We start from the raw sequence: 18,931 nt of genomic DNA on the forward strand, positions 1-18,931 counted from the left end.
CCACTCCCCAGCCCCTTCAGCCCCTTCACGGGGCCGAACCCTACCGGGAAGAGGAGGCGTCGAGCGCCGCGCCCCTGCGGGAGCGGGACAGCAGCCCCGCCGGAGCGAAGAAGAGGGCGAGCGTCGGCACCAAGTACACGAGCCAGACGACGACTTGCAGGACGGTCGGGTCGGGCTGGAAGTTGAAGACGCCCTTCAGGAGCGTGCCCAGCCAGCCGTCGGGGGCGATCGTGCCGCTGATGTCGAAGGCGAGGTCGTTCAGACCGCCGACGAAGTCGGCCTCCTGCAGGTCGTGCACGCCGTACGCGAGGACGCCCGCGGCCACGACGACCAGCATGCCGCCGGTCCACGTGAAGAACTTCGCCAGGTTGATGCGCAGCGCTCCCCGGTAGAACAGCCAGCCGAGGACGACGGCGGTGGCGAGCCCGAGCAGGGCGCCGACGACCGGTTCCGTCGTGCCGTTGCTGGTGGCGTGCACGGCGGTCCAGACGAAGAGCGACGTCTCCAGGCCCTCCCGGCCCACCGCGAGGAACGCGGTGGCGACCAGTGCGGCCGTGCCCATCTGCAGTGCCGCGTCCAGCTTGCCGTGCAGCTCCGTCTTCAGGTGCCGGGCGGTGCGCCGCATCCAGAACACCATCCACGTCACCAGGCCCACGGCGACGATCGACAGCGAACCGCCGAGCGCCTCCTGCGCCTTGAACGTCATCTCCTGCGAGCCGAACTCCAGGCCCGCACCGAAGCCGAGCGCCACGACGACGGCCACGGCGATCCCCAGCCACACGGGCTTGAGGGCGTCACGCCGGTCCGTCTTGACCAGGTACGCGATGAGGATGCAGACGATGAGGCTGGCTTCCAGGCCTTCGCGCAGACCGATCAGATAGTTCGCGAACATCGCTCAGCTCGCCTTCCCGTCGTTCCCGTCGAAGAGGCCGCGGCCCCACCAGTCGCTCTCGTCCTTGACGCCGGGCGGCACCGCGAAGACCGCCGAACCGACGTGCTGGATGTACTCGTTGAGCGCGTCGTGCGCCGCCAGCCTGCGCTGCAGCGGGATGAACCCCTTGCGCACGTCCTTCTGGTACGCGAGGAAGAAGAGACCGGCGTCGAGCCGCCCGAGCCCGTCCGTGCCGTCGGTGAAGGAGTAGCCGCGCCGCAGGATGGTGATCCCGTCGTTGCTGTCCGGGTGTGCGAGGCGCACGTGCGCGTCCGGCTTCATCGCCTTCAGGAACGGCTCGTCGCGCTCCTTGGCCTTGCCGACCGGGGCGCCCTCGCCCTTGTCGCGGCCGAACACGTCCTCCTGCTCCTGCAGCGAGGTGCGGTCCCACGTCTCGATGTTCATCCGGATCCGCCGGGCGACGAGGTACGAGCCGCCGGTCAGCCAGGCCGCGCCCGCAGTGTTCTCGCCGTTCTCGCCGTCCACCCACACGTGCTCGTCGAGCCGCTTGGTGTCGGTGCCCGCGATGTTGCGCGTGCCGTCCTTGAAGCCCATCAGGTTGCGCGGCGTCTGCGCGTCCGGCGTCGTCGACGACGTCTTGCCGAAGCCCAGCTGCGACCAGCGCACGGCGACCTTGCCGAAGCCGATGCGGGCCAGGTTGCGGATGGCGTGCACGGCGACCTGCGGGTCGTCCGCGCAGGCCTGCACGCACAGATCGCCGCCGGAGCGCGCCTTGTCCAGGTTGTCGCCGGGGAACTTCGGCAGCTCGACGAGGCCCGCGGGCCGCTTGCCGTCGATCCCGAACTTCTTCCCGTACGTCTCGAAGAGCGAGGGCCCGAAGCCGATCGTCAGCGTGAGGCGGGACGGCTTGAGGCCGAGCGCCTCGCCGGTGTCGTCCGGCGGCGCCTCGGCGAGCCCGCCGTACGCGCCGTCGCCGACCGCGCGGCCCTCGGTCATCAGGGCGGCCGCCTTCGTCCAGTCCTTCAGGAGCTGGACGAACTCCTCGCGGTCCTGTGTCGTCACGTCGAACGCGGCGAAGTGCAGCCGGTCCTGCACCGCCGTCGCGATACCGGCCTGGTGCGCGCCGTGGAAGGGCACCGCACCGCCGGACTCGGCGGCCGGCTGCATGTCGTCGCCGCTGTCGGAGCGGGTCAGTGCGACGGCGCCGCCCGCGGCCGCGGCACCGAGCGCGAGCCCGGCACCGCCGACCGTGAGCAGCGAACGCCGGGACGGGGTAGGGGAGTTGTCCGTCATGGCGGCTTCCTGTTCCGTTGTCCTGTGGTTACTTGACGACCGCGGCGGCCAGCTTCGACAGCGGCTCCGCGAGCGCGTTGACCGCGTCGGACAGTTCCTTGCGCTGCGCCTTGGTGACCTTGTCGTAGGACGTGAAGTCGTAACCGCTCTTGTCCGTGCGGTACTTGTCGAGCACCGTGTCGAGCGCGGCGAACTGCTTGTCGAGCTCCTTGGCCAGCGCCGCGTCGTTCTTCTCGGCGACCGGCTTGAGCAGGTCGTACGCCTTCTCGGCGCCCTCGACGTTGCCCTTGAAGTCGACGAGGTCGGTGTGCGAGTAGCGGTCCTCCTCGCCGGTGACCTTGCCGGTGGCGACCTCGTCGAGGAGCTCCTTGGCACCGTTGGCCATGGAGGTCGGGGTGATCACGGCCTTGCCGACGCGCTGCTGCCAGTCCGCGAGGTCCTTGTCGAGCTGCGTGGCGAGGGTCTTCTCCTCGGCGCCGATCTTCTTGTCCTGCCACAGCGCCTTCTCCAGGCGGTGCCAGCCGGTCCACTTCTGGCCCTCTTCGAGGCCGTCGGCGCGGGTGTCGGTCTTCGGGTCGATGTCACCGAAGGACTCGGCGACCGGCTCGGTGCGCTCCCAGCCGATGCGCGAGGGCGCGTACGCCTTCTTCGCGCCCTCGAGGTCGCCTTTGCGGATCGCGTCGGTGAAGACCTTGACCTTCGGCAGCGTCTGGTCGGCCTGCTCCTGCGCGTAGGCGCGGTAGTCGGCGACGGCCTGGTCCAGCTTCGGGTTGCGCTTGGCGGCGGTGCCGCCGGTCGCCTGCACGTCCTGGCGGTGGCCCTTGCCCTTCATGCCGGGGACGCAGGCGATGCGGTAGTCGCCGCTCTTCACCTCGGCGGTCAGGGTGTGCTTGGTGCCGGGGCCGATGTTCTCGCGCTCGGAGACGATGCGGTCGTCCGGGAAGAGGATCTCGACCTCGGTGACGCGCGAGCCCTTGTTCTCGACGGCCAGCTCGACGTGGCCGGCGGGGAAGGAGGTCTTCGAGACCTTGCAGCCGTCGTCGGTCGCGGTCACCTGGATGGCGTCGGAGCCACCGCTCTTGGCGTCGCTCTTCTCGGTGCAGCCCGTGACGGCGGTCAGGGCCGCCACCGTGGCGACGGCGGTGGCGACGGAGAGACGGACGGCTCGCATGCGGGCTCCAAGAAGATTCACAGACTCCTGCTAAGGCGGCCCTAACTTATATGAGGCTTGCCTTAGTGCTACCCGTCTGGTCCGTGATTCACCTCTCACGAGAACCGCCTGGTCGCGGCACGGATACGACCGACCCTCGACCGACCCACGAAATGGTCAAGGGGAGGTCAAGCGGTGCCGGTTGCGTGGTTCACTGCCCCGGTGAACTACGCGCGCTACGAGGATCACCACGACAAGGACTACGACGTCCTGAACGTGTTCTGCGGCCCCGACGGCCTGCACGGCAACGAGCTCGGCGTCGTACGCGACGGCGCCCGCATGCCGGACCGCGGCGAACGGCAGGCCTTCGCGGGCAAGTTGGGCTTCAGCGAGACGGTCTTCGTCGACGACCCGGAGCGCGGCGTCATCGACATCTACACCCCGACCCTGCGCCTGCCCTTCGCGGGCCACCCCTGCGTCGGCACGGCCTGGCTCCTCGACCTGCCCGAACTGGTCGTGCCCGCGGGTGTCGTCGGGGCCCGCCTCGACGGCGAGTTCAGCTGGATCGAGGCCCGCCCCGAGTGGGCCCCGCCGCGCACGCTGCGCCAGTTCGGCTCGGCGGCGGAGGTGGACGCGCTGCCGGTGCCTCCGGCGGGGGAGTGGATCTACGCCTGGGCCTGGGAGGACGAGGCCGCGGGCCGGGTCAGGGCCCGCGGATTCCCCGGCAGGAACGACGGGATCGTCGAGGACGAGGCGACGGGAGCGGCCGCGCTCCTGCTGACCGGCCAACTGGACCGGGCCCTGAACATCCGCCAGGGCCGCGGCTCCCAGATCCTCACGGCACCGCAACCCGGGGGATTCGTAGAGATCGGTGGGCGGGTGCGGCTCACCGAATCGCCTTGATGGCTCTGAGGGTTCACGCCGCCGCGGGGAATTCCTCACCCAGAGCCCGGAAGACCCCCGTGTTCAGAGCGAACGCGGCCTTGCACTCGGCGATGACCCGCTGCTGCTCCAACTCGTCCACGGAGATCGCGTCGAGCAGCTCGCGGTACCGCCGCTTGAACGCCGCCGGGTTCCCGACCTGCTCGAACACGTAGAACCGCACACCGTCGCCCTTGCGCGCGAAGCCCCACGTCCTCTCCGCCTTGTCGCGGATGATCTGCCCGCCCGACAGGTCGCCCAGGTAGCGGGTGTAGTGGTGGGCCACGTAACCGGCGGGCCACTCCCGTGCGCACTCGGCGACCCGGTCCGCGTACGCCCGCGTCGCGGGAAGGGCGGAGACGTGCGCACGCCAGTCCGCACCGCGCAGATGCGCGAGGTCGCGCTCCAGCTCGGGCAGGCGCAGCAGCTCCGGCTGGATGAAGGGGCCCGCGACCGGGTCGTCCGCCAGTCGCTCTATGCCGCTCTCAAGTGCCTTGTAGACGAACCACAGTTGCTCCGTGTACCGCGCGTACGCGTCCACGCCGAGGGTGCCGCCGAGCAGGTCGCTCATGAACGTGGACGTCTCCGCCTCGGTGTGCTGCTCGTGCGAGGCAGTGCGGATCAGAGTGGAGAACGAGGTGTCCATGAGACCTCCGCCAAGGTGTTCAAGTTAGGTTAGGCTCGCCTAAGATAACAGCTTTCCCGACAACCTGTCGGTAAAAACGTACCCGGTTTCCCGATCAAGGCAACGTAAACGGAAGAGCCCGCCCCAACAGGGACGGGCTCTTGCGAGGAGCGGGCGGGGCTACGGCAGGGTCAGGATCTCCGTGCCGGTCTCCGTGACGACCAGCGTGTGCTCGAACTGGGCGGTGCGCTTGCGGTCCTTGGTGACGACCGTCCAGCCGTCGGCCCACATGTCGTAGTCGTGCGTACCGAGCGTCAGCATCGGCTCGATCGTGAACGTCATGCCGGGCTGGATCACGGTCGTCGCGTGCGGGGAGTCGTAGTGCGGGATGATCAGGCCGCTGTGGAACGACGAGTTGATGCCGTGCCCGGTGAAGTCGCGCACGACGCCGTACCCGAAGCGCTTGGCGTACGACTCGATGACCCGGCCGATGATGTTGATCTGGCGGCCCGGCTTGACGGCCTTGATGGCGCGGGCGAGCGACTCGCGGGTGCGCTCGACCAGCAGCCGCGACTCCTCGTCGACGTCGCCCACCAGGTACGTCGCGTTGTTGTCGCCGTGCACGCCGCCGATGTACGCCGTCACGTCCAGGTTGATGATGTCGCCGTCGCGCAGCACCGTGGAGTCCGGGATGCCGTGGCAGATGACCTCGTTGACGCTCGTGCACAGCGACTTGGGGAAGCCGCGGTAGCCGAGCGTGGAGGGGTAGGCGCCGTGGTCGCACATGTACGCGTGGGCGATGCGGTCCAGCTCGTCCGTGGTGACGCCCGGCGCGATGGCCTTCGCGGCCTCCTCCATCGCCTGCGCCGCGATCCGCCCGGCGATCCGCATCGCCTCGATCGTCTCCGGGGTCTGGACCTCCGGGCCCTTGTACGGGGTCGGTGCGGGCTTGCCGACGTACTCGGGGCGCCGGATGTTCCCGGGCACGGAACGAGTGGGGGAGATGTCCCCCGGGACGAGGAGTGACGACTGCGTCGACTGGCCAGACATGCCAGCGAGTGTATCGAGCGGCTGTGGGGGACCATGGCTCTGAGTGTCCTGAGGAGAGGAGTCGGTCGTGGCCCTGTTCAAGAAGCGGACCGTCGGGAAACCGGGCGAGTGGTACTACTGCCTGGAGCACCGGAAGGTCGAGGAGGGGCCCGAGTGCCCCGCGAAGGACCGGTTCGGTCCGTACGCGTCCCGCGAGGAGGCGGAACACGCGATGGCCACCGCCAAGGAGCGGAACCTGGAGTGGGAGAACGACCCGAGGTGGCACGAGGGTAAGTCGGACCCCGACACATCAAGCCCGTCCGGCCATTGAGGACCGGGGTCCGGGGCAGAGCCCCGCGACCTCAGCGTCAATAGGCAGTCACCACCGTGCAGGCGGCGGCGCAGTCAGCTGATCCGCCAGTCGAGACAGACGGTCACGAAACCTCCGGCGCCCCCGCGGAGCCGGCACCGCGTTCTCGCCGGCCGCCGCACTCACCAGATGCTGCACCGTGTCGAGATCGAGATCGGTGTCACCGGGCACGGTCAGCGCGTCGTGCGCCATGGCGTGCAGATCACCGCTGCCGCCGCCCGCGGGCCCCGCGTCGAGCGCGAGCACCGTGGCCCCGGCCCGCCGGGCGTCGTGCACGCGCTCCAGGAGCGGGGCGCCCGGCGCGTCCGGCGTCACCACCAGCAGCGTCTCGCCCCGCCGCGCCGCCGCGAGGCGACCGAGCCCGACGGCGAGATGCGCCGGGTCGTCGGGGCGTGCCGCGTGCCGTACGAGGGTCGGGGCCAGCTCGGGGGTGCCCGACCAGGCCGCCTCGTCCACCAGGTGCGCCGCCAGGTGCCAGGGCTCGTAGTCGGCGGACCCGACCAGGAGCAGCCCGCCGCCGTGTGCGGCCACCGAGGAGCGCAGCGCCCCGGCGAAGCGGCGGGTGGCGGCGGGCCATTCGGTGCCGGCGAGGACCTCGCGCAGCAGGGCTACTCGTACGGCGTCCATGGGGCGCATGGTGCCTCAAGTGCCGTCCGGGTTCGGGTCGTTCGCGGGAAGACCGCCCGTACGGGTCGTCTCGCGGGCGCGGTCCATCAGGCTCAGCAGCAGGTGCGCGGAGTGCGGGTGCCACAGGTCGGAGTGGGCGCCGCTGCGTGTGAAGCGACCGGCGCGGAACACGCGCGTGGCGTTCACGTCGATCAGCCGGTGGTGCAGGTCCGCGTCCGCGTACGGGACGTGCGGCGGGTGCATGCGGATGCGGTGGACCGGCACGACGGCCTTGCGCAGGCCCGCCGTGCCGATGCCGCGGTGGCCCTCCGCCAGGAAGTGCCACAGGCCCGTGGCCCGGTCGTGGCGCGAGTGGGTCACGGCGACGGGTCCGCTGACCGGGGCCCGCTCGAACAGGTCCGCGTAGAGGCCGCCGCGGGCGAGGGTGGAGCGGGGCGCGGCCATCTGCATCAGGAGCACCGAGTCGACCGTGTACGGGTAGCGCTCGTCGCGGTGCACGGGTCCTGCCATGACGTGCTCGGGGCGCCGGGCGTGCTCGGCCGGGCCCGCCTCGGGCAGCGCCTGGCACAGGAACCGGCAGCCGAACGAGTGCCCCACGCAGTGCAGGTACTGCCCACCGCGGCCCGGCAACGCGCCGTCCGGTACCGGGAGTTCGCGCCACGCGTCGAGATAGCCGAGCAGCGCCGCGAGCACGTGCGCGGCATGGCCCTCCAGGGCGGCGTTCCGGGTGCGGGCCATCGCCTCGCGGTAGCCGGTGTCCGACCGCCAGCGCAGTGCGATGGGCTGCACCCGCAGCCCGTCGGGAAGCCGCGGATACAGCGCGCGGCGCACGGCCCACGCCTGCTCGGTCAGCTGCACGAGCCGCGCCATCCGCGCCCGCGCCTCCTCGGGCGGGGTGAGCCAGCCGTGCACGAACACCAGCAGGTCGGTGGCGGCGACGGGCAGGCTGAGCAACTGCCTGATGGTTTCCGGCAGTTCGGCGTCGGTGATCTGCCGGTCGCTGTCCGGGTGGCGCAGCATGCCGTCCTCGTCCAGGTCCAGGGTCACGAGGTCCAGGGCGGCGGGCGCGGTCATGACGCCACCGCCTGCTGGAGCCGGGCGTCCTGCCGGCCCTTGACCGCGTAGATCAGGCCGAGCAGGGTGCCGTACTCGCGGGCCAGGTCCTGGGTGATGGCGCGCAGTTGCCGGCCCGCCTCGACGCCGTCGAGGAACGGGCCGAAGAACCGCTTCGCGTGCTCCACCGCGAGCACCTTGGGCGTGATCACCTCGGGTGCGACCAGGCAGGACGTGCCGAGTTCGGCGAGCGTCCTGGACACCGGTTCACCGCTGGCCGGCGTGTAGTCCCCGGCCCGGCACACGCTCATGTACAGCAGCGGGCCGCCGTGCAGGTGCGTGACGCCGCAGCCGTGCCGCCGGGCCCGGGAGCGATTGCCGCCCGCGACCGCGCTCAGCACGTCCCCGACCGTGATCGACTCGGTGACGACGGTGGACGCGTACAGGCGGGCCGGGTCCTGGCTGTAACCCTGGCCGTGGCAGCACACGTAGATGATCTGCCGGTCGAAGCGGTCGGCGTGCAGGGCGGCGAGGAACCGGTTCGTGCGGGACGCGCAGTCGAGCTGGTCCGTGTGCCGCGTGAGGAGGTCGGCGACGGTGCCGTGTCCGCGCGGCGGGTCCGTGAGGACGAGGGAGAGCGTGCCGGGCCTGGCGCGCCCGCGCAGTTCGATGAGCGGTCCCGCGCAGTCCGCGTGCCGCTGCCGGCCGCGGTGCTCGATGAGATGGCGGTAGCCGAGGAAGCGCGGGCCCCAGATCTCGGCGAGCGTGCGGCCGTCGGCGTACTCCGCCGCGTCGCACACCTCGCAGTCCGTCAGGGCGGCGGCGTCCGCGGAGCCCTCGGGGCCCCCGGTGAGGCCGGCCTCGTCCTCCGTCGGCGGCGGCAGGCACAGCAGCCCCCACGGGGCGAACAGGTCGTCCGACCAGATCCCGATCACGCACGGCTTCGCGCGCAGCCGCGCGCACAGCTCGGCGGTCAGCTCGTTCATCGGCACGACGTCCTCGTGGTTGAGGAAGATCGCCTCGAACGCGGCCTGGCCCGCCTTCTCCAACTGCTCGAAGACCGGCGCCCACCGGGCCTCGTCGGGCCCCTTGAGATCGAGCCGCGTCTCCCAGCCCTGCGCGCGGATCGCCTCGTCCCAGGCCGTGCGCAGATCCCGCAGCGGGGCCGTGATCTGGCTCTCGCGCACGCAGTACGCCGTCCACGAGTCGTCGGGCCGGTCGGTGAAGACGAGCTGGCACGTATAGCTCTTCTGCTCCCGGTGGTGGACGAAGGCCAGGGTGACCTCGCGGGGATCCTTGATGCGCAGCCCCGCGATCACTTCCGCGGCCGGCGTCCGCCGCTCGTTCTCGGCGAGCAGGGCCCGCCTACCGGACGGCCGGTACCGGTAGGAGTCCGCTGGGCGGGGGTACTCGTAGGGGTCCATGGGCGCGACTCATTTCATGTCCAGCTTGACTTCCACGTCTTGAAGCAGCGTCCCGGCCGCCTCGTTCAGCACGACGAACCTGACTTCCTGCAGGCCAGGACCCTCGCGCCGCACATCGAACGTCGCCTGCAGCGGCCACGCGTCCTGCCGCGGATCGAGCGACCTCGCGCCGGGCACCACGGTCGCGTCCGGCGCCACGGCCAGCACCCGGCACAGCGGGTACATGCTGCTCTCCAGGGCCTTCTGCACCGCGAGTTCGGGATAGACCGACACCCGCAGCTGGGCGCACGGCCCGACCGGATCGGGGTCGGGCAGCCGGTCCACGGTGACCAGGCACGCGGTCTCCGGGAGCAGTTCGCCGCCCTCTCGGGTGTCCGCCGCGTCCGGCCGCTCGCCCCGCGCGAGCCGCTCCAGCTGACGCTTCGTCAGCGCGAGCGCGAGCTGCTCCCCGCACAGCTCGAACTCCGTCGCCGCCGAGGTGAGCAGCGGCTTCGGGGACTCCTGCCCGCCGGGCAGCAGCGCCAGTTCGTAACTGGCCCAGGCGATGCCGAGCCGGTTGCCCATCCGGAAGAACTCGCGCCGTGCGGTGCCGAGCGAGGTGCGGGCCGCGACCAGCTGGCCCAACTGGCGCTTGCAGCGGCCCAGTTCGAGCTCCGCGTAGGCCGTGCCGAGCGGTTCGCGCAGCTGCATCGACAGATCGCGGCTGTGCCGCATCCGCTCCAGGGCGAGCTTCCGCGTCTCCGGATCCCGCCACAGCTGGCGGCCGCGGGTCAGCCCGGCCCAGGCCCGGGCGAACGACAGCTCGGGGGTGCGCGCCTCGAAGACCTGCTGCGCCACGTCCAACTGCCGCTCCGCCTCGCGCACTTCGCCCAGCTGCAGCAGGCAGTTGGCGAGGAACGTACGGGCCCACGCGGCGCCCAGCGGATTGTCGTGCGCCTCGTGCAGCCGGATCGTGTCGAGGAGGATCTCCCGGGACTCCTCGAGGCGGCCCATGTCGATGTACGCGGTGCCCAACACCCGCAGGATCCACGGTCGTTCGTGCCGGTTGTCCTCGGTGTCCGCGGAGACCAGATCGGCCGCCCGGCGCAGATAGTGCACCGCCGTGCGCAGCTCGCCCGCGTGGTAGCAGGCCACCCCGATCTGCCGCAGCGTCCTGACCTCCAGCTGTTCGCAGTTGCGCGCCGCGTACTGGTCGCGCACCCAGATCAGCCGGTCCCTGGCCTCGTCGAGATGGCCCGACTTGCGGTCGAGGACGCCGAGGGCGCCGTGCACCGCCAGCTCCAGCACCCGGCGCACGTCGTCGGCGAACTGCCCGACGACGTACAGCAGCATCGTCAGGACCAGCGACTCGCGCTGCTGCACCAGGTGGTCGCAGAGATCGGCGGCCGTCAGCCGGGTGAACAGCTCCAGGTTCTTCTTGTCCGGCGGCCGGTCCAGGATCTCGGCGATCGAGCCCTTCTCCATCGGGATCGTCGGCAGCGCGGGCATCGCCGCGACGAACAGCCGGAACGCCTCCGCGAGATTGCGGTCCGAGGGGTCGAAGCGCTCGCGGGCCGCGAGCTGCTCATGGGTGAAGCGCTGCACGGACGGGCTGAGCCGGTAGCGCTGATCGCCCACCGACTCCAGGAGCCCCCGCGCGGTCAGCGCCTGCAGACCCTCCTCGCCGAGGGCGGCCGTCTCGATGTGCCGGTGCCGCTCGCGGCCGCGCAGGCTCGCCACCGTCGCCCCGGACAGCGGCTCCACGGAGGACCGGGTGGACAGCGAAAGGAGATTGATCAGGCGCCGCTCGTCCGGCTGCAGGTGCTCGTACACCCAGCGCAGCAGCTTGCGCGCGATGTCCTCGTCGGGGCGCCGCCGCATCCGGGCGACGACGTCGCGCGCCGTCCAGTCGCGCCGCTGGCCGTAGATCCCCGCGGCCAGCTTCAGCGCGAGGGGCCGGTCCTCGCACAGCGCGATCAGCTCCTCGACCCCCTCCTGCTCCTGCGGCGTCGTCGGGACGCGCCCCCCGGACTCCAGGAAGATCTGCCGGCTCCCGGCCCGGTCGGGCCCGTGCACCAGGACCTGGTGCACCCGGTCCGGGTCGAGACCGCTGCCGCGCAGATCCGCGTCCGACAGCGGCTCCTCGCTGCTGGCGATCACCAGCGAGCGCGGTCCGCCGGGCAGCAGGAAGTCCCGTACGCCGCTCCACCGCGTGACCTCGTCGAGCAGCAGCACGGTCGGCTGGTACCGAGTCAACTCGCGGTAGACCTCCCGGAGTTGATGATTCGTCATCTCCCAGGGGCGGTCCAGCTCCGCGTCCAGCTCGCGCAGCAGCTCCAGCAGGTCGTACCGGGGCGCGTCGTCGCCCCACGACGTCATCCGCAGTTCGAGCCGCAGCCCCGACCGGCCGCACGTCTTCAGCAGCCGGTCCGCGAGCGTGGACGCGAGCCGGAACTTCCCGATGCCCGGGGCCCCTTGGAGGACCAGCACCCCCGGGCCCTGTTCGAAGAGCCGCTCGGCGTGCTGGTACAGCTCGGCATCGCTCATGGCGATTCCCCCGATTTCCCCCCGGTCGGCCACGCAGGCCGTGGTGACTCAGAGTAGGTCTGGTACCCGAATCGGCCGAGGACATATGCGCAATCATCGGTACGGATTCGGCTACGTCCATGGCGGTGCCAGGCACTCCTGTCCGCTACGGGTGGGCCGAACGGCCCTGAGGCGAACCGAAGTTCACCCGGAGTTACCTTCGGCGGGGAGCATGGCGCCCGTGCCTGTCACCCGAGTGAAGCCAGAGCCGCCCGAGCCGCCGGAGGCCTCCGCGCCGTTCCGCGCCGTTCCGTGCCGGAGGAGACGGCTACGCCAGTTTCCGTATCCCGGCCGTCGTCCGTGCGTACGGCGGGACGCTCCTCGCGTTCTGCGAGGGCCGAGTGGACTGAGGTAAGAGTGACCGGCGACGGATTGCCCGCGCCGGCGTCCTCGCGGGGACGGTACGCCACCACCTCGCGCCCAACTCCCCGATGGCAGGCTCTACTTCAACACCCGCACCGCCGGCACCGCCCCGGGCATCCGTGCCGACGCCCACTGACTCGACGGCGTCGAACGACTTCAGAAAGCCTTCCGCCCGCAGGCAGGACCGACCGGGCCCGTGGTCCAGGGTGGCCTGCCGCACCTCGACGGCCCGGACGCGCTGCTGTACGCGGGACCCGCGGACCCGGCGGCCCGCGCCCTGATGACGGTCCGCCGCGGCCTCGACGGCGGCACCACCTGGCACGTCGCCCACACCGTGGACGGGCTGCCCGCCGCCTGCTGCGACCTCGTCCGCGCCGACGACGATACCGTCGGACCGCTCTACGAGACCGGGGACTCCTCCGCGTACGAGACGATCACGTTCCGCCGGATCCCGGTGGCCGCGCTCATCGGCCCGTACGCCTCAGTAAGGTCACTGCATGACTACCAGTGATGACAGCGCACAGGCCGCCGCCCCCAAGGCCCCGGCCAAGGACCCCTGGGACCTGCCCGACGTCTCGGGACTCGTCGTCGGCGTGCTCGGCGGCACGGGACCGCAGGGCAAGGGCCTCGCCTACCGCTTCGCCCGCGCCGGTCAGAAGGTGATCCTCGGCTCCCGCGCCGCGGAGCGCGCGCAGGCGGCCGCCGAGGAACTCAATGAACACGGCCTCGGCATCGAGGGCGCCGACAACGCGGAGTGCGCGCGGCGCAGCGACGTCGTCATCGTCGCCGTGCCCTGGGACGGCCACGGCGCCACCCTCGAAGCCCTCCGCGAGGACCTGGCGGGCAAGCTCGTCGTCGACTGCGTCAACCCGCTCGGCTTCGACAAGAAGGGCGCGTACGCCCTGAAGCCTGAGGAGGGAAGCGCGGCGGAACAGGCCGCCGCCCTCCTCCCCGACTCCCGGGTCACGGCCGCCTTCCACCACCTGTCGGCCGTGCTGCTCGCCGACCCGGAGGTCGAGGAGATCGACACGGACGTGATGGTGCTCGGCGAGGCCCGTGCGGACACCGACCTGGTGCAGGCCCTGGCCGGCCGCATCCCCGGCATGCGGGGGGTCTTCGCCGGCCGCCTGCGCAATGCCCACCAGGTCGAGTCCCTGGTCGCCAACCTCATCTCGACGAACCGCCGCTACAAGGCGCACGCGGGCCTGCGCGTCACGGACGTATAAGGACAAGCGGGTAGGTCAAGGGCGCGTTCGGGCGCCCGCGGGGCATGGGGGACACTGGTCGGCGAATCACCGCCGTGCCGTACGTGCTGTATTGGAGCCGACCCCATGCCCCGCATCGCACTCTTCGCCCTCGTCGTCTGCCTGCTCGCCGTGGCGGCCGCGGTGGTGTCGTTCGTCCAGGGCAGCTTCCTCGGCATCGTGTGGGTGCTCATCGCGGGCATCACGTCGAACATGACGTGGTTCTACGTGCGCAGGGCCAAGCTCGAGAAGGCGCAGGCCCAGGCACCCACCGCCTGACGGTCAGACCTGGCCGCCCCCGGCGCCCTGGGCGATCTCCTTCAGGTCGACGGTCTCGTCGGCCGGCGGTTTCTGGGGGCTGACCTTCTTGCCGTAGTCGCCGAACGTGGCGGTGTTCGGCTGCTTGCCGCCCTGTTCCGTGGTCCGCAGGATGTACGGCTTGCCCTCCGCGGCCACGTAGAGCGCCAGCGTCCGGCCGTCCGACGTCTTCTTCGTGAGCCGGACCGCCTTGGTGCCGTCGATGTCGGTCGTCGACTCGTCCTTCTTCATGCCGGTGCGCTCCGACGTGTCCTCGTCCATCGAGGCCAACAGCCCCTGCTTGTCGCACAGGCCCTGCGTCATCGCGTCGTCCGCGGGCGCCTTCACCCACTTGTCCTTCACCTTCGGAACGACCCGGTCACCGCCCGGCTGCCCCTTCAGGGCCGACCGCCAGTACTGCTCGTCGCCGCGCAGGTACAGCGTGGCGTCGCTGTGCCGGATGTCGGCCCGGGCGCCGTTCGACCCGATGGAGCCCTCGCAGTTCTTGCTCTGGTCCACCGAGAGGTCGACGGTGACGGACTCGCCCGAGGACTGCCGCACGGTGCCCTTCATGTGCATCGAGTCGGCTTCCTTGGTGGCCTTGACCGCGTCGGCGGCGATCCGGTCGGCGCTCTTGCCCGCGAACGGCTCGTCCGACCCGCCGCTCCCGCAGGCCGCGAGACCCAGGACGGCCGGGACTCCCACGAGCGCCGCCACCGTTCTGCTGCTGCGCTGCACGACTTCTCCTTCTGTAGGGACCGTGTGGAGAGTCGCGAGTGCCCCTTTGTCCCGTCATGTCACCGGAAGGGCGTTGTCCACTTCTCGGGGCGTCAGGGCTGGGTGTAGACGGGGATCTCGGGAGTGCCCTGCCAGAAGCGGTAGAACCGCTGGCCCCAGTACGTGTCCCACTCGGTCACGCCAAGCGCGCGCAGCACCGCGTCGATCAGGTCGAAGAACCACGTGTTGACCTCGGGGATCCACAGGACGGCGAACACCGCGAGCAGGCCGAACGGCGCGAACGGCTCCACCTGGCGCTTCACCTTGTACGACAGCCAGGGCTCGATCACCCCGTACCCGTCCAGGCCCGGCACCGGCAGGAAGTTCAGGATCGCCGCCGTCACCTGCAGCAGCGCCAGGAACCCGAGCGCGTAGCGGAACGTGTCCGGTACGCCGTCCAGTGCGTGCAGCCAGAACGGGGCGGTGCACACGATCGCGAACAGCACGTTCGTCAGGGGCCCCGCCGCCGAGATCAGGCTGTGCTTCCAGCGGCCCTGGATCCGGCCCCGCTCGATGAAGACCGCGCCGCCGGGCAGACCGATGCCGCCCATGATCACGAAGATGACGGGGAGCACGATGCTGAGCAGGGCGTGGGTGTACTTCAGCGGGTTCAGCGTCAAGTAGCCCTTGGCGCCGACGGAGATGTCGCCGCTGTGCAGGGCCGTGCGCGCGTGCGCGTACTCGTGCAGGCACAGGGAGACGATCCAGGCCGCCGTCACGAAGAGGAAGACGGCGACGCCGGGCATCGTGGCGAAGTCCGTCCACACCGCCCAGCCGGAGACGGCCGTGATCGCGCAGATGCCGAGGAAGACGGGGCTGATCCGGCTGTCGCCGCGACGGGATGTGGCGGTGGTCATGGGCTGGGGCTCCCGGGGTCGCTGATCTGTGGCGTCACTGAACGTACCCGCCCTGTGCCGGGAACGTGTCGCGAGGCGCCGGGAGTTCCGGGGCCCGGCGACCGCTCCCGGCCCGAGCGGGGACAATGGGCCCGTGCGCTACCGCATCCTCGGCACCACCCAGGCACTCCGCGACGACGGCACGGCCGTCCCCGTCGGCGGGGCGCGGCTGCGTGCCCTGCTCACCGTGCTCGCGCTGCGGCCCGGCAAGGCCGTGCCCGTCGCCGTGCTCGTCGACGAGGTGTGGGGCGCCGAGCCGCCCGCGGACGCACCGGCCGCGCTGCAGGCCCTCGTCGGACGCCTGCGCCGGGCCCTGGGCGCCGACGCGATCGGCTCCGGCGACGGCGGGTACCGGCTGGCCGCCGGGTCCGACGACGTCGACCTGTTCCGCTTCGAGCGGCTCACCGCCGACGGCGCCCGCGCCTTCGCCGACGGCAACGCGGCGAAGGCCGCCGACGTCCTCGACGACGCCCTCGCCCTGTGGCACGGGCCCGCCCTCGCCGACCTGCCCGACCGCACCGCCGAAGCCGCCCGCTGGGACACCCGCCACCTGGACGCGCGCCGCACCCGCCTCGCCGCCAAGGTCGCGCTCGGCCGGGCCGACGCGGCGCTGCCCGAACTGACGGCCCTGTGCGACGCCCACCCGCTCGACGAACCGCTCCAGGCGCTGCGGCTGCGCGCACTGCGGGACACGGGACGCGCGGCCGAGGCGCTGGCCGCGTACGAGGAGGTGCGGCGCGCCCTCGCGGAGCGGCTCGGGACCGACCCGGGAGCCGAACTCCGTTGCCTGTACGAGGAGTTGCTGGACCCCGCCGCCCCGGGACCGGCGCCGGACGCGAGCCCGCAGCGGCCGGCGCCGGGCAACCTGCGCGCCCGCCTCACCTCGTTCGTGGGCCGCGGCGCCGACATCGACGCCATCCGCGCGGACCTGCGCCGCGAGCGCCTGGTGACCCTGCTCGGTCCCGGCGGTGCGGGCAAGACGCGGCTCTCGCAGGAGGCCGCCGAGGGGCTCGCCGGCTTCGCGCCCGACGGGGTCTGGCTCGCCGAGCTCGCGCCCGTGGGCGACCCGGACGCCGTCCCCGGGGCCGTCGTCAGCGCGCTCGGGGTCCGCGAGACCGTGCTGCGCGGCGCCGGCGCCGAGGAACTGCGTGCCGTCGGCGACCGGCATGCCGACGACCCGCTCGTCCGGCTCGTCGAGCACTGCGCGGACCGCCGGATGCTGCTCCTGCTCGACAACTGCGAGCACGTCATCGACGCCGCCGCGGCCCTCGCCGAACACCTGCTTGCCCGCTGCCCCGGCCTCACCGTGCTCGCCACCAGCCGCGAACCCCTCGGCGTACCGGGGGAGTTGCTGTACCCCGTCGAGCCGCTGCCCGAGCCGTACGCGCTGCGGCTGCTCGGCGAGCGCGGCGCCGCGGTGCGACCCGGGTTCACCGTCGACCGGGACGCGGAGACGGCCGCGGCGGTCGAGGAGATCTGCCGGCGCCTCGACGGGCTGCCGCTCGCCATCGAGCTGGCCGCGGCCCGGCTGCGGATGCTGACCCCGCGCCAGATCGCCGACCGGCTCGACGACCGGTTCCGGCTGCTGACCTCGGGGGCCCGCACCGCGCTGCCCCGCCAGCAGACGCTGCGGGCCGTCGTCGACTGGTCCTGGGACCTGCTCGACGCCGCCGAACGCACCGTCCTCGCCCGCCTGTCCGTGTTCAGCGGCGGCTGCGACCTGGCTGCCGCCGAGGCGGTCTGCGGGGCCGACGGCCTCGACGCGGCGGACGTCCTGGACGTACTGGCCTCGCTCGTCGACAAGTCGCTGGTGGTCGCCGCCCCGGACGGCGACACCGCGGACGGCCCCGGGGGCATGCGCTACCGGCTCCTGGAGACCGTCTCCGAGTACGCGGGCGACCGGCTCGACGAGGCCGGCGGGCGGGCCGGCACCGAGCGCGCGCACCTCACGTACTTCCGTGAACTCGCCCGCACCACCGACCCGTTGCTGCGCGGCCACGGACAGCGCGCCGCCGTCGCCCGCCTGGAGCGCGACTACGAGAACCTGCGCACCGCCCTGCGGCACGCCGTCGCCGCCCGCGACGAACAGGAGGCCCTCAGCCTCGTCCTGTCACTGTCCTGGTACTGGCAGATGCGGGACCTGCGCACCGAGGCGCGCGCCTGGATGGCGGAGACCGCGGCGCTCGGCCCCGACCCGTTCGCCGGGCCCGGGCGGCCCGCACCGCCGCTGCACCAGCGCTGCACGGACGTGCCGCCGCCGCTCACCGGCGACCTCCTCGAGGAGGCCAGGCGCCAGATCCACCTCACCCGCCTGTCCACGATGGACATGGACATGGCCCACTGGCAGTCCGAGGAGGGCCAGGCCCGGCTGCGCTCCATCCGCGCGACCTACCGTGCCGATCTGCCGCAGGCCTGCCGACCGCCCGGCAACATCTGGTACTTCGCCGTCCTGATGACCGGCGAGATGGAGCTGATGCACGAGCTCTCCGACCTGACGGTGCAGACCTGCCGGGACCTCGGCTACGAGTGGGAGCTCGCGCTCGTCCTGCAACTGCGGGCCAACATCCTGGCCAACCGGGCGACGACCGCCCACCCCGCGATCGCGGACGCCGACGAGGCGCTCGACCTGTTCACCCGGCTCGGCGACGAATGGGGCGTCGCCGAGGCGCTGGCCGCGCGCGGCGAGGCCCACGAGCAGCTCGGCCGGTTCGCGGACGCCGCCGACGACTACCGCCGCGCCAGGGAGCTCGCCGAGAGCATGGGCGCCCACGCCCAGGCGCTGCTCCTGCAGGTCAGGCTCGGCCAGGCGCTCCTCGAACAGGGCGACGGCGAGACCGGTGAACGCCTGCTGTGGGAGGCCGTCGGCCGGGCCCGCCGCAACACCAACGAGGCCAGGCCCGCGGCCCGTATGTTCCTCGTCGCCCGGCTCGCGACCACCGGCAGGATCCCCGAGGCGCGGGAGCAACTCGACCTGCTGCGCGACGAGTTCAAGGTCTCCGAGATCGTCTTCTTCCACGGCATGACGACCGGCATGGAGGCGATGATCGAGGTCCTCGAGGGCCGGGGCGAGATCGCGTACACCCACACCAAGCAGGCACTGAACCTCGCGCGCGACCCGCTGGCCTCGATGATCATGCCGTTCATGGGGGCGATGCAGCTGCTCACCGCGGCCCGCGCCCTCGTCCTCTTCGCCCGCCCCGGCGACGCGGAGCTCGCGGCCCGGCTGATCGGCGCGTCCGACGCGTCCCTGCCCGAGGAGCACTTCCCGACGGCGATGGAGCGCGAGTGGCGCACGGAGACGGAGGCGGTGGTGCGGGCGTTGCTCGACGGCGCCGCCTACGCACGGGCATACGCCGAGGGCGGCGGCCTCTCCGTGGAGGAGGCCACCGCCCTGCTCTGACGCGA

16 protein-coding genes and 1 pseudogene are annotated in these 18,931 nt (G+C 71.9%); 6 read left to right on the forward strand and 11 right to left on the reverse strand.

Annotated features, from left to right (window positions below):
• Nucleotides 1–40 precede the first annotated feature (40 nt).
• The 3 genes from efeU to efeO are packed head-to-tail and all read right to left on the reverse strand — an operon-like array spanning nt 41 to nt 3,356.
• Nucleotides 41–892: an iron uptake transporter permease EfeU gene (gene efeU / locus ACIBUY_RS20845; RefSeq protein ID WP_365561669.1), complete on the reverse strand. Its 852-nt coding sequence runs from the start codon at nt 890–892 to the stop codon at nt 41–43.
• 3 nt (nt 893–895) lie between these two features.
• Nucleotides 896–2,185, reverse strand: coding sequence for an iron uptake transporter deferrochelatase/peroxidase subunit (efeB, locus tag ACIBUY_RS20850; RefSeq protein WP_365561671.1), 1,290 nt, complete (start codon nt 2,183–2,185; stop codon nt 896–898).
• Between the two features lie 28 nt (nt 2,186–2,213).
• Nucleotides 2,214–3,356, reverse strand: coding sequence for an iron uptake system protein EfeO (efeO, locus tag ACIBUY_RS20855; RefSeq protein ID WP_365561674.1), 1,143 nt, complete (start codon nt 3,354–3,356; stop codon nt 2,214–2,216).
• Between the two features lie 201 nt (nt 3,357–3,557).
• Between efeO and ACIBUY_RS20860 the strand changes: the two genes are divergently transcribed.
• A complete protein-coding gene (locus tag ACIBUY_RS20860) occupies nt 3,558–4,238 on the forward strand; it encodes a PhzF family phenazine biosynthesis protein (RefSeq protein WP_399153303.1) in 681 nt (226 codons plus the stop codon).
• Nucleotides 4,239–4,251: 13 nt separating this feature from the next.
• Here ACIBUY_RS20860 and ACIBUY_RS20865 read toward each other — a convergent pair whose 3' ends face one another.
• Together ACIBUY_RS20865 and map are read right to left on the reverse strand one after the other, a co-directional pair.
• Nucleotides 4,252–4,902, reverse strand: coding sequence for a biliverdin-producing heme oxygenase (locus ACIBUY_RS20865; RefSeq protein WP_365561679.1), 651 nt, complete (start codon nt 4,900–4,902; stop codon nt 4,252–4,254).
• Between the two features lie 159 nt (nt 4,903–5,061).
• A complete protein-coding gene (gene map, locus ACIBUY_RS20870; protein ID WP_365561682.1) occupies nt 5,062–5,931 on the reverse strand; it encodes a type I methionyl aminopeptidase in 870 nt (289 codons plus the stop codon).
• A gap of 67 nt (nt 5,932–5,998) precedes the next feature.
• On the opposite strand from map, the gene ACIBUY_RS20875 reads away from it, so the two are divergent.
• On the forward strand, nt 5,999–6,241 hold the full coding sequence (locus ACIBUY_RS20875; RefSeq protein ID WP_365561684.1) for a hypothetical protein: 243 nt from the start codon (nt 5,999–6,001) through the stop codon (nt 6,239–6,241).
• Nucleotides 6,242–6,289: 48 nt separating this feature from the next.
• On the opposite strand, the gene ACIBUY_RS20880 is transcribed toward ACIBUY_RS20875, so the two are convergent.
• The 4 genes from ACIBUY_RS20880 to ACIBUY_RS20895 are packed head-to-tail and all read right to left on the reverse strand — an operon-like array spanning nt 6,290 to nt 11,910.
• Nucleotides 6,290–6,907: a hypothetical protein gene (locus ACIBUY_RS20880; RefSeq protein WP_365561687.1), complete on the reverse strand. Its 618-nt coding sequence runs from the start codon at nt 6,905–6,907 to the stop codon at nt 6,290–6,292.
• A gap of 15 nt (nt 6,908–6,922) precedes the next feature.
• On the reverse strand, nt 6,923–7,981 hold the full coding sequence (locus tag ACIBUY_RS20885) for a hypothetical protein (protein WP_399153304.1): 1,059 nt from the start codon (nt 7,979–7,981) through the stop codon (nt 6,923–6,925).
• Entirely contained in the window at nt 7,978–9,384 is a 1,407-nt protein-coding gene (locus ACIBUY_RS20890) for a hypothetical protein (RefSeq protein WP_365561691.1), read from the reverse strand. Before ACIBUY_RS20890 ends, ACIBUY_RS20885 begins: the two co-directional genes overlap by 4 nt.
• A gap of 9 nt (nt 9,385–9,393) precedes the next feature.
• A complete protein-coding gene (locus ACIBUY_RS20895) occupies nt 9,394–11,910 on the reverse strand; it encodes a tetratricopeptide repeat protein (RefSeq protein ID WP_399153305.1) in 2,517 nt (838 codons plus the stop codon).
• A 457-nt stretch (nt 11,911–12,367) separates the two neighbouring features.
• On the opposite strand from ACIBUY_RS20895, the pseudogene ACIBUY_RS20900 reads away from it, so the two are divergent.
• From ACIBUY_RS20900 to ACIBUY_RS20910, 3 genes and pseudogenes are all read left to right on the forward strand, one after another.
• Nucleotides 12,368–12,823, forward strand: a pseudogene (locus tag ACIBUY_RS20900) (exo-alpha-sialidase); the annotation flags it as partial.
• A complete protein-coding gene (gene npdG, locus ACIBUY_RS20905; protein WP_365561698.1) occupies nt 12,810–13,538 on the forward strand; it encodes an NADPH-dependent F420 reductase in 729 nt (242 codons plus the stop codon). The pseudogene ACIBUY_RS20900 and the gene npdG, both read left to right, overlap by 14 nt.
• A 105-nt stretch (nt 13,539–13,643) precedes the next feature.
• Entirely contained in the window at nt 13,644–13,835 is a 192-nt protein-coding gene (locus tag ACIBUY_RS20910) for a hypothetical protein (RefSeq protein WP_365561701.1), read from the forward strand.
• Nucleotides 13,836–13,838: 3 nt separating this feature from the next.
• On the opposite strand, the gene ACIBUY_RS20915 is transcribed toward ACIBUY_RS20910, so the two are convergent.
• Both ACIBUY_RS20915 and ACIBUY_RS20920 read right to left on the reverse strand, forming a co-directional pair.
• Nucleotides 13,839–14,591 carry a hypothetical protein gene (locus ACIBUY_RS20915; protein ID WP_399153306.1) on the reverse strand — a complete coding sequence of 251 codons (753 nt, stop codon included), beginning with the start codon at nt 14,589–14,591 and terminating at the stop codon, nt 13,839–13,841.
• Between the two features lie 92 nt (nt 14,592–14,683).
• Nucleotides 14,684–15,487 (reverse strand): site-2 protease family protein, encoded by an 804-nt coding sequence (locus ACIBUY_RS20920; protein WP_365561704.1) that lies wholly within the window; start codon nt 15,485–15,487, stop codon nt 14,684–14,686.
• Nucleotides 15,488–15,620: 133 nt separating this feature from the next.
• On the opposite strand from ACIBUY_RS20920, the gene ACIBUY_RS20925 reads away from it, so the two are divergent.
• Nucleotides 15,621–18,926, forward strand: coding sequence for a BTAD domain-containing putative transcriptional regulator (locus ACIBUY_RS20925; protein ID WP_399153307.1), 3,306 nt, complete (start codon nt 15,621–15,623; stop codon nt 18,924–18,926).
• The last annotated feature ends 5 nt before the right edge of the window (nt 18,927–18,931 follow it).

Source organism: Streptomyces sp. NPDC050085 (genome assembly GCF_044460595.1).
Taxonomy (GTDB): Bacteria; Actinomycetota; Actinomycetes; order Streptomycetales; family Streptomycetaceae; genus Streptomyces.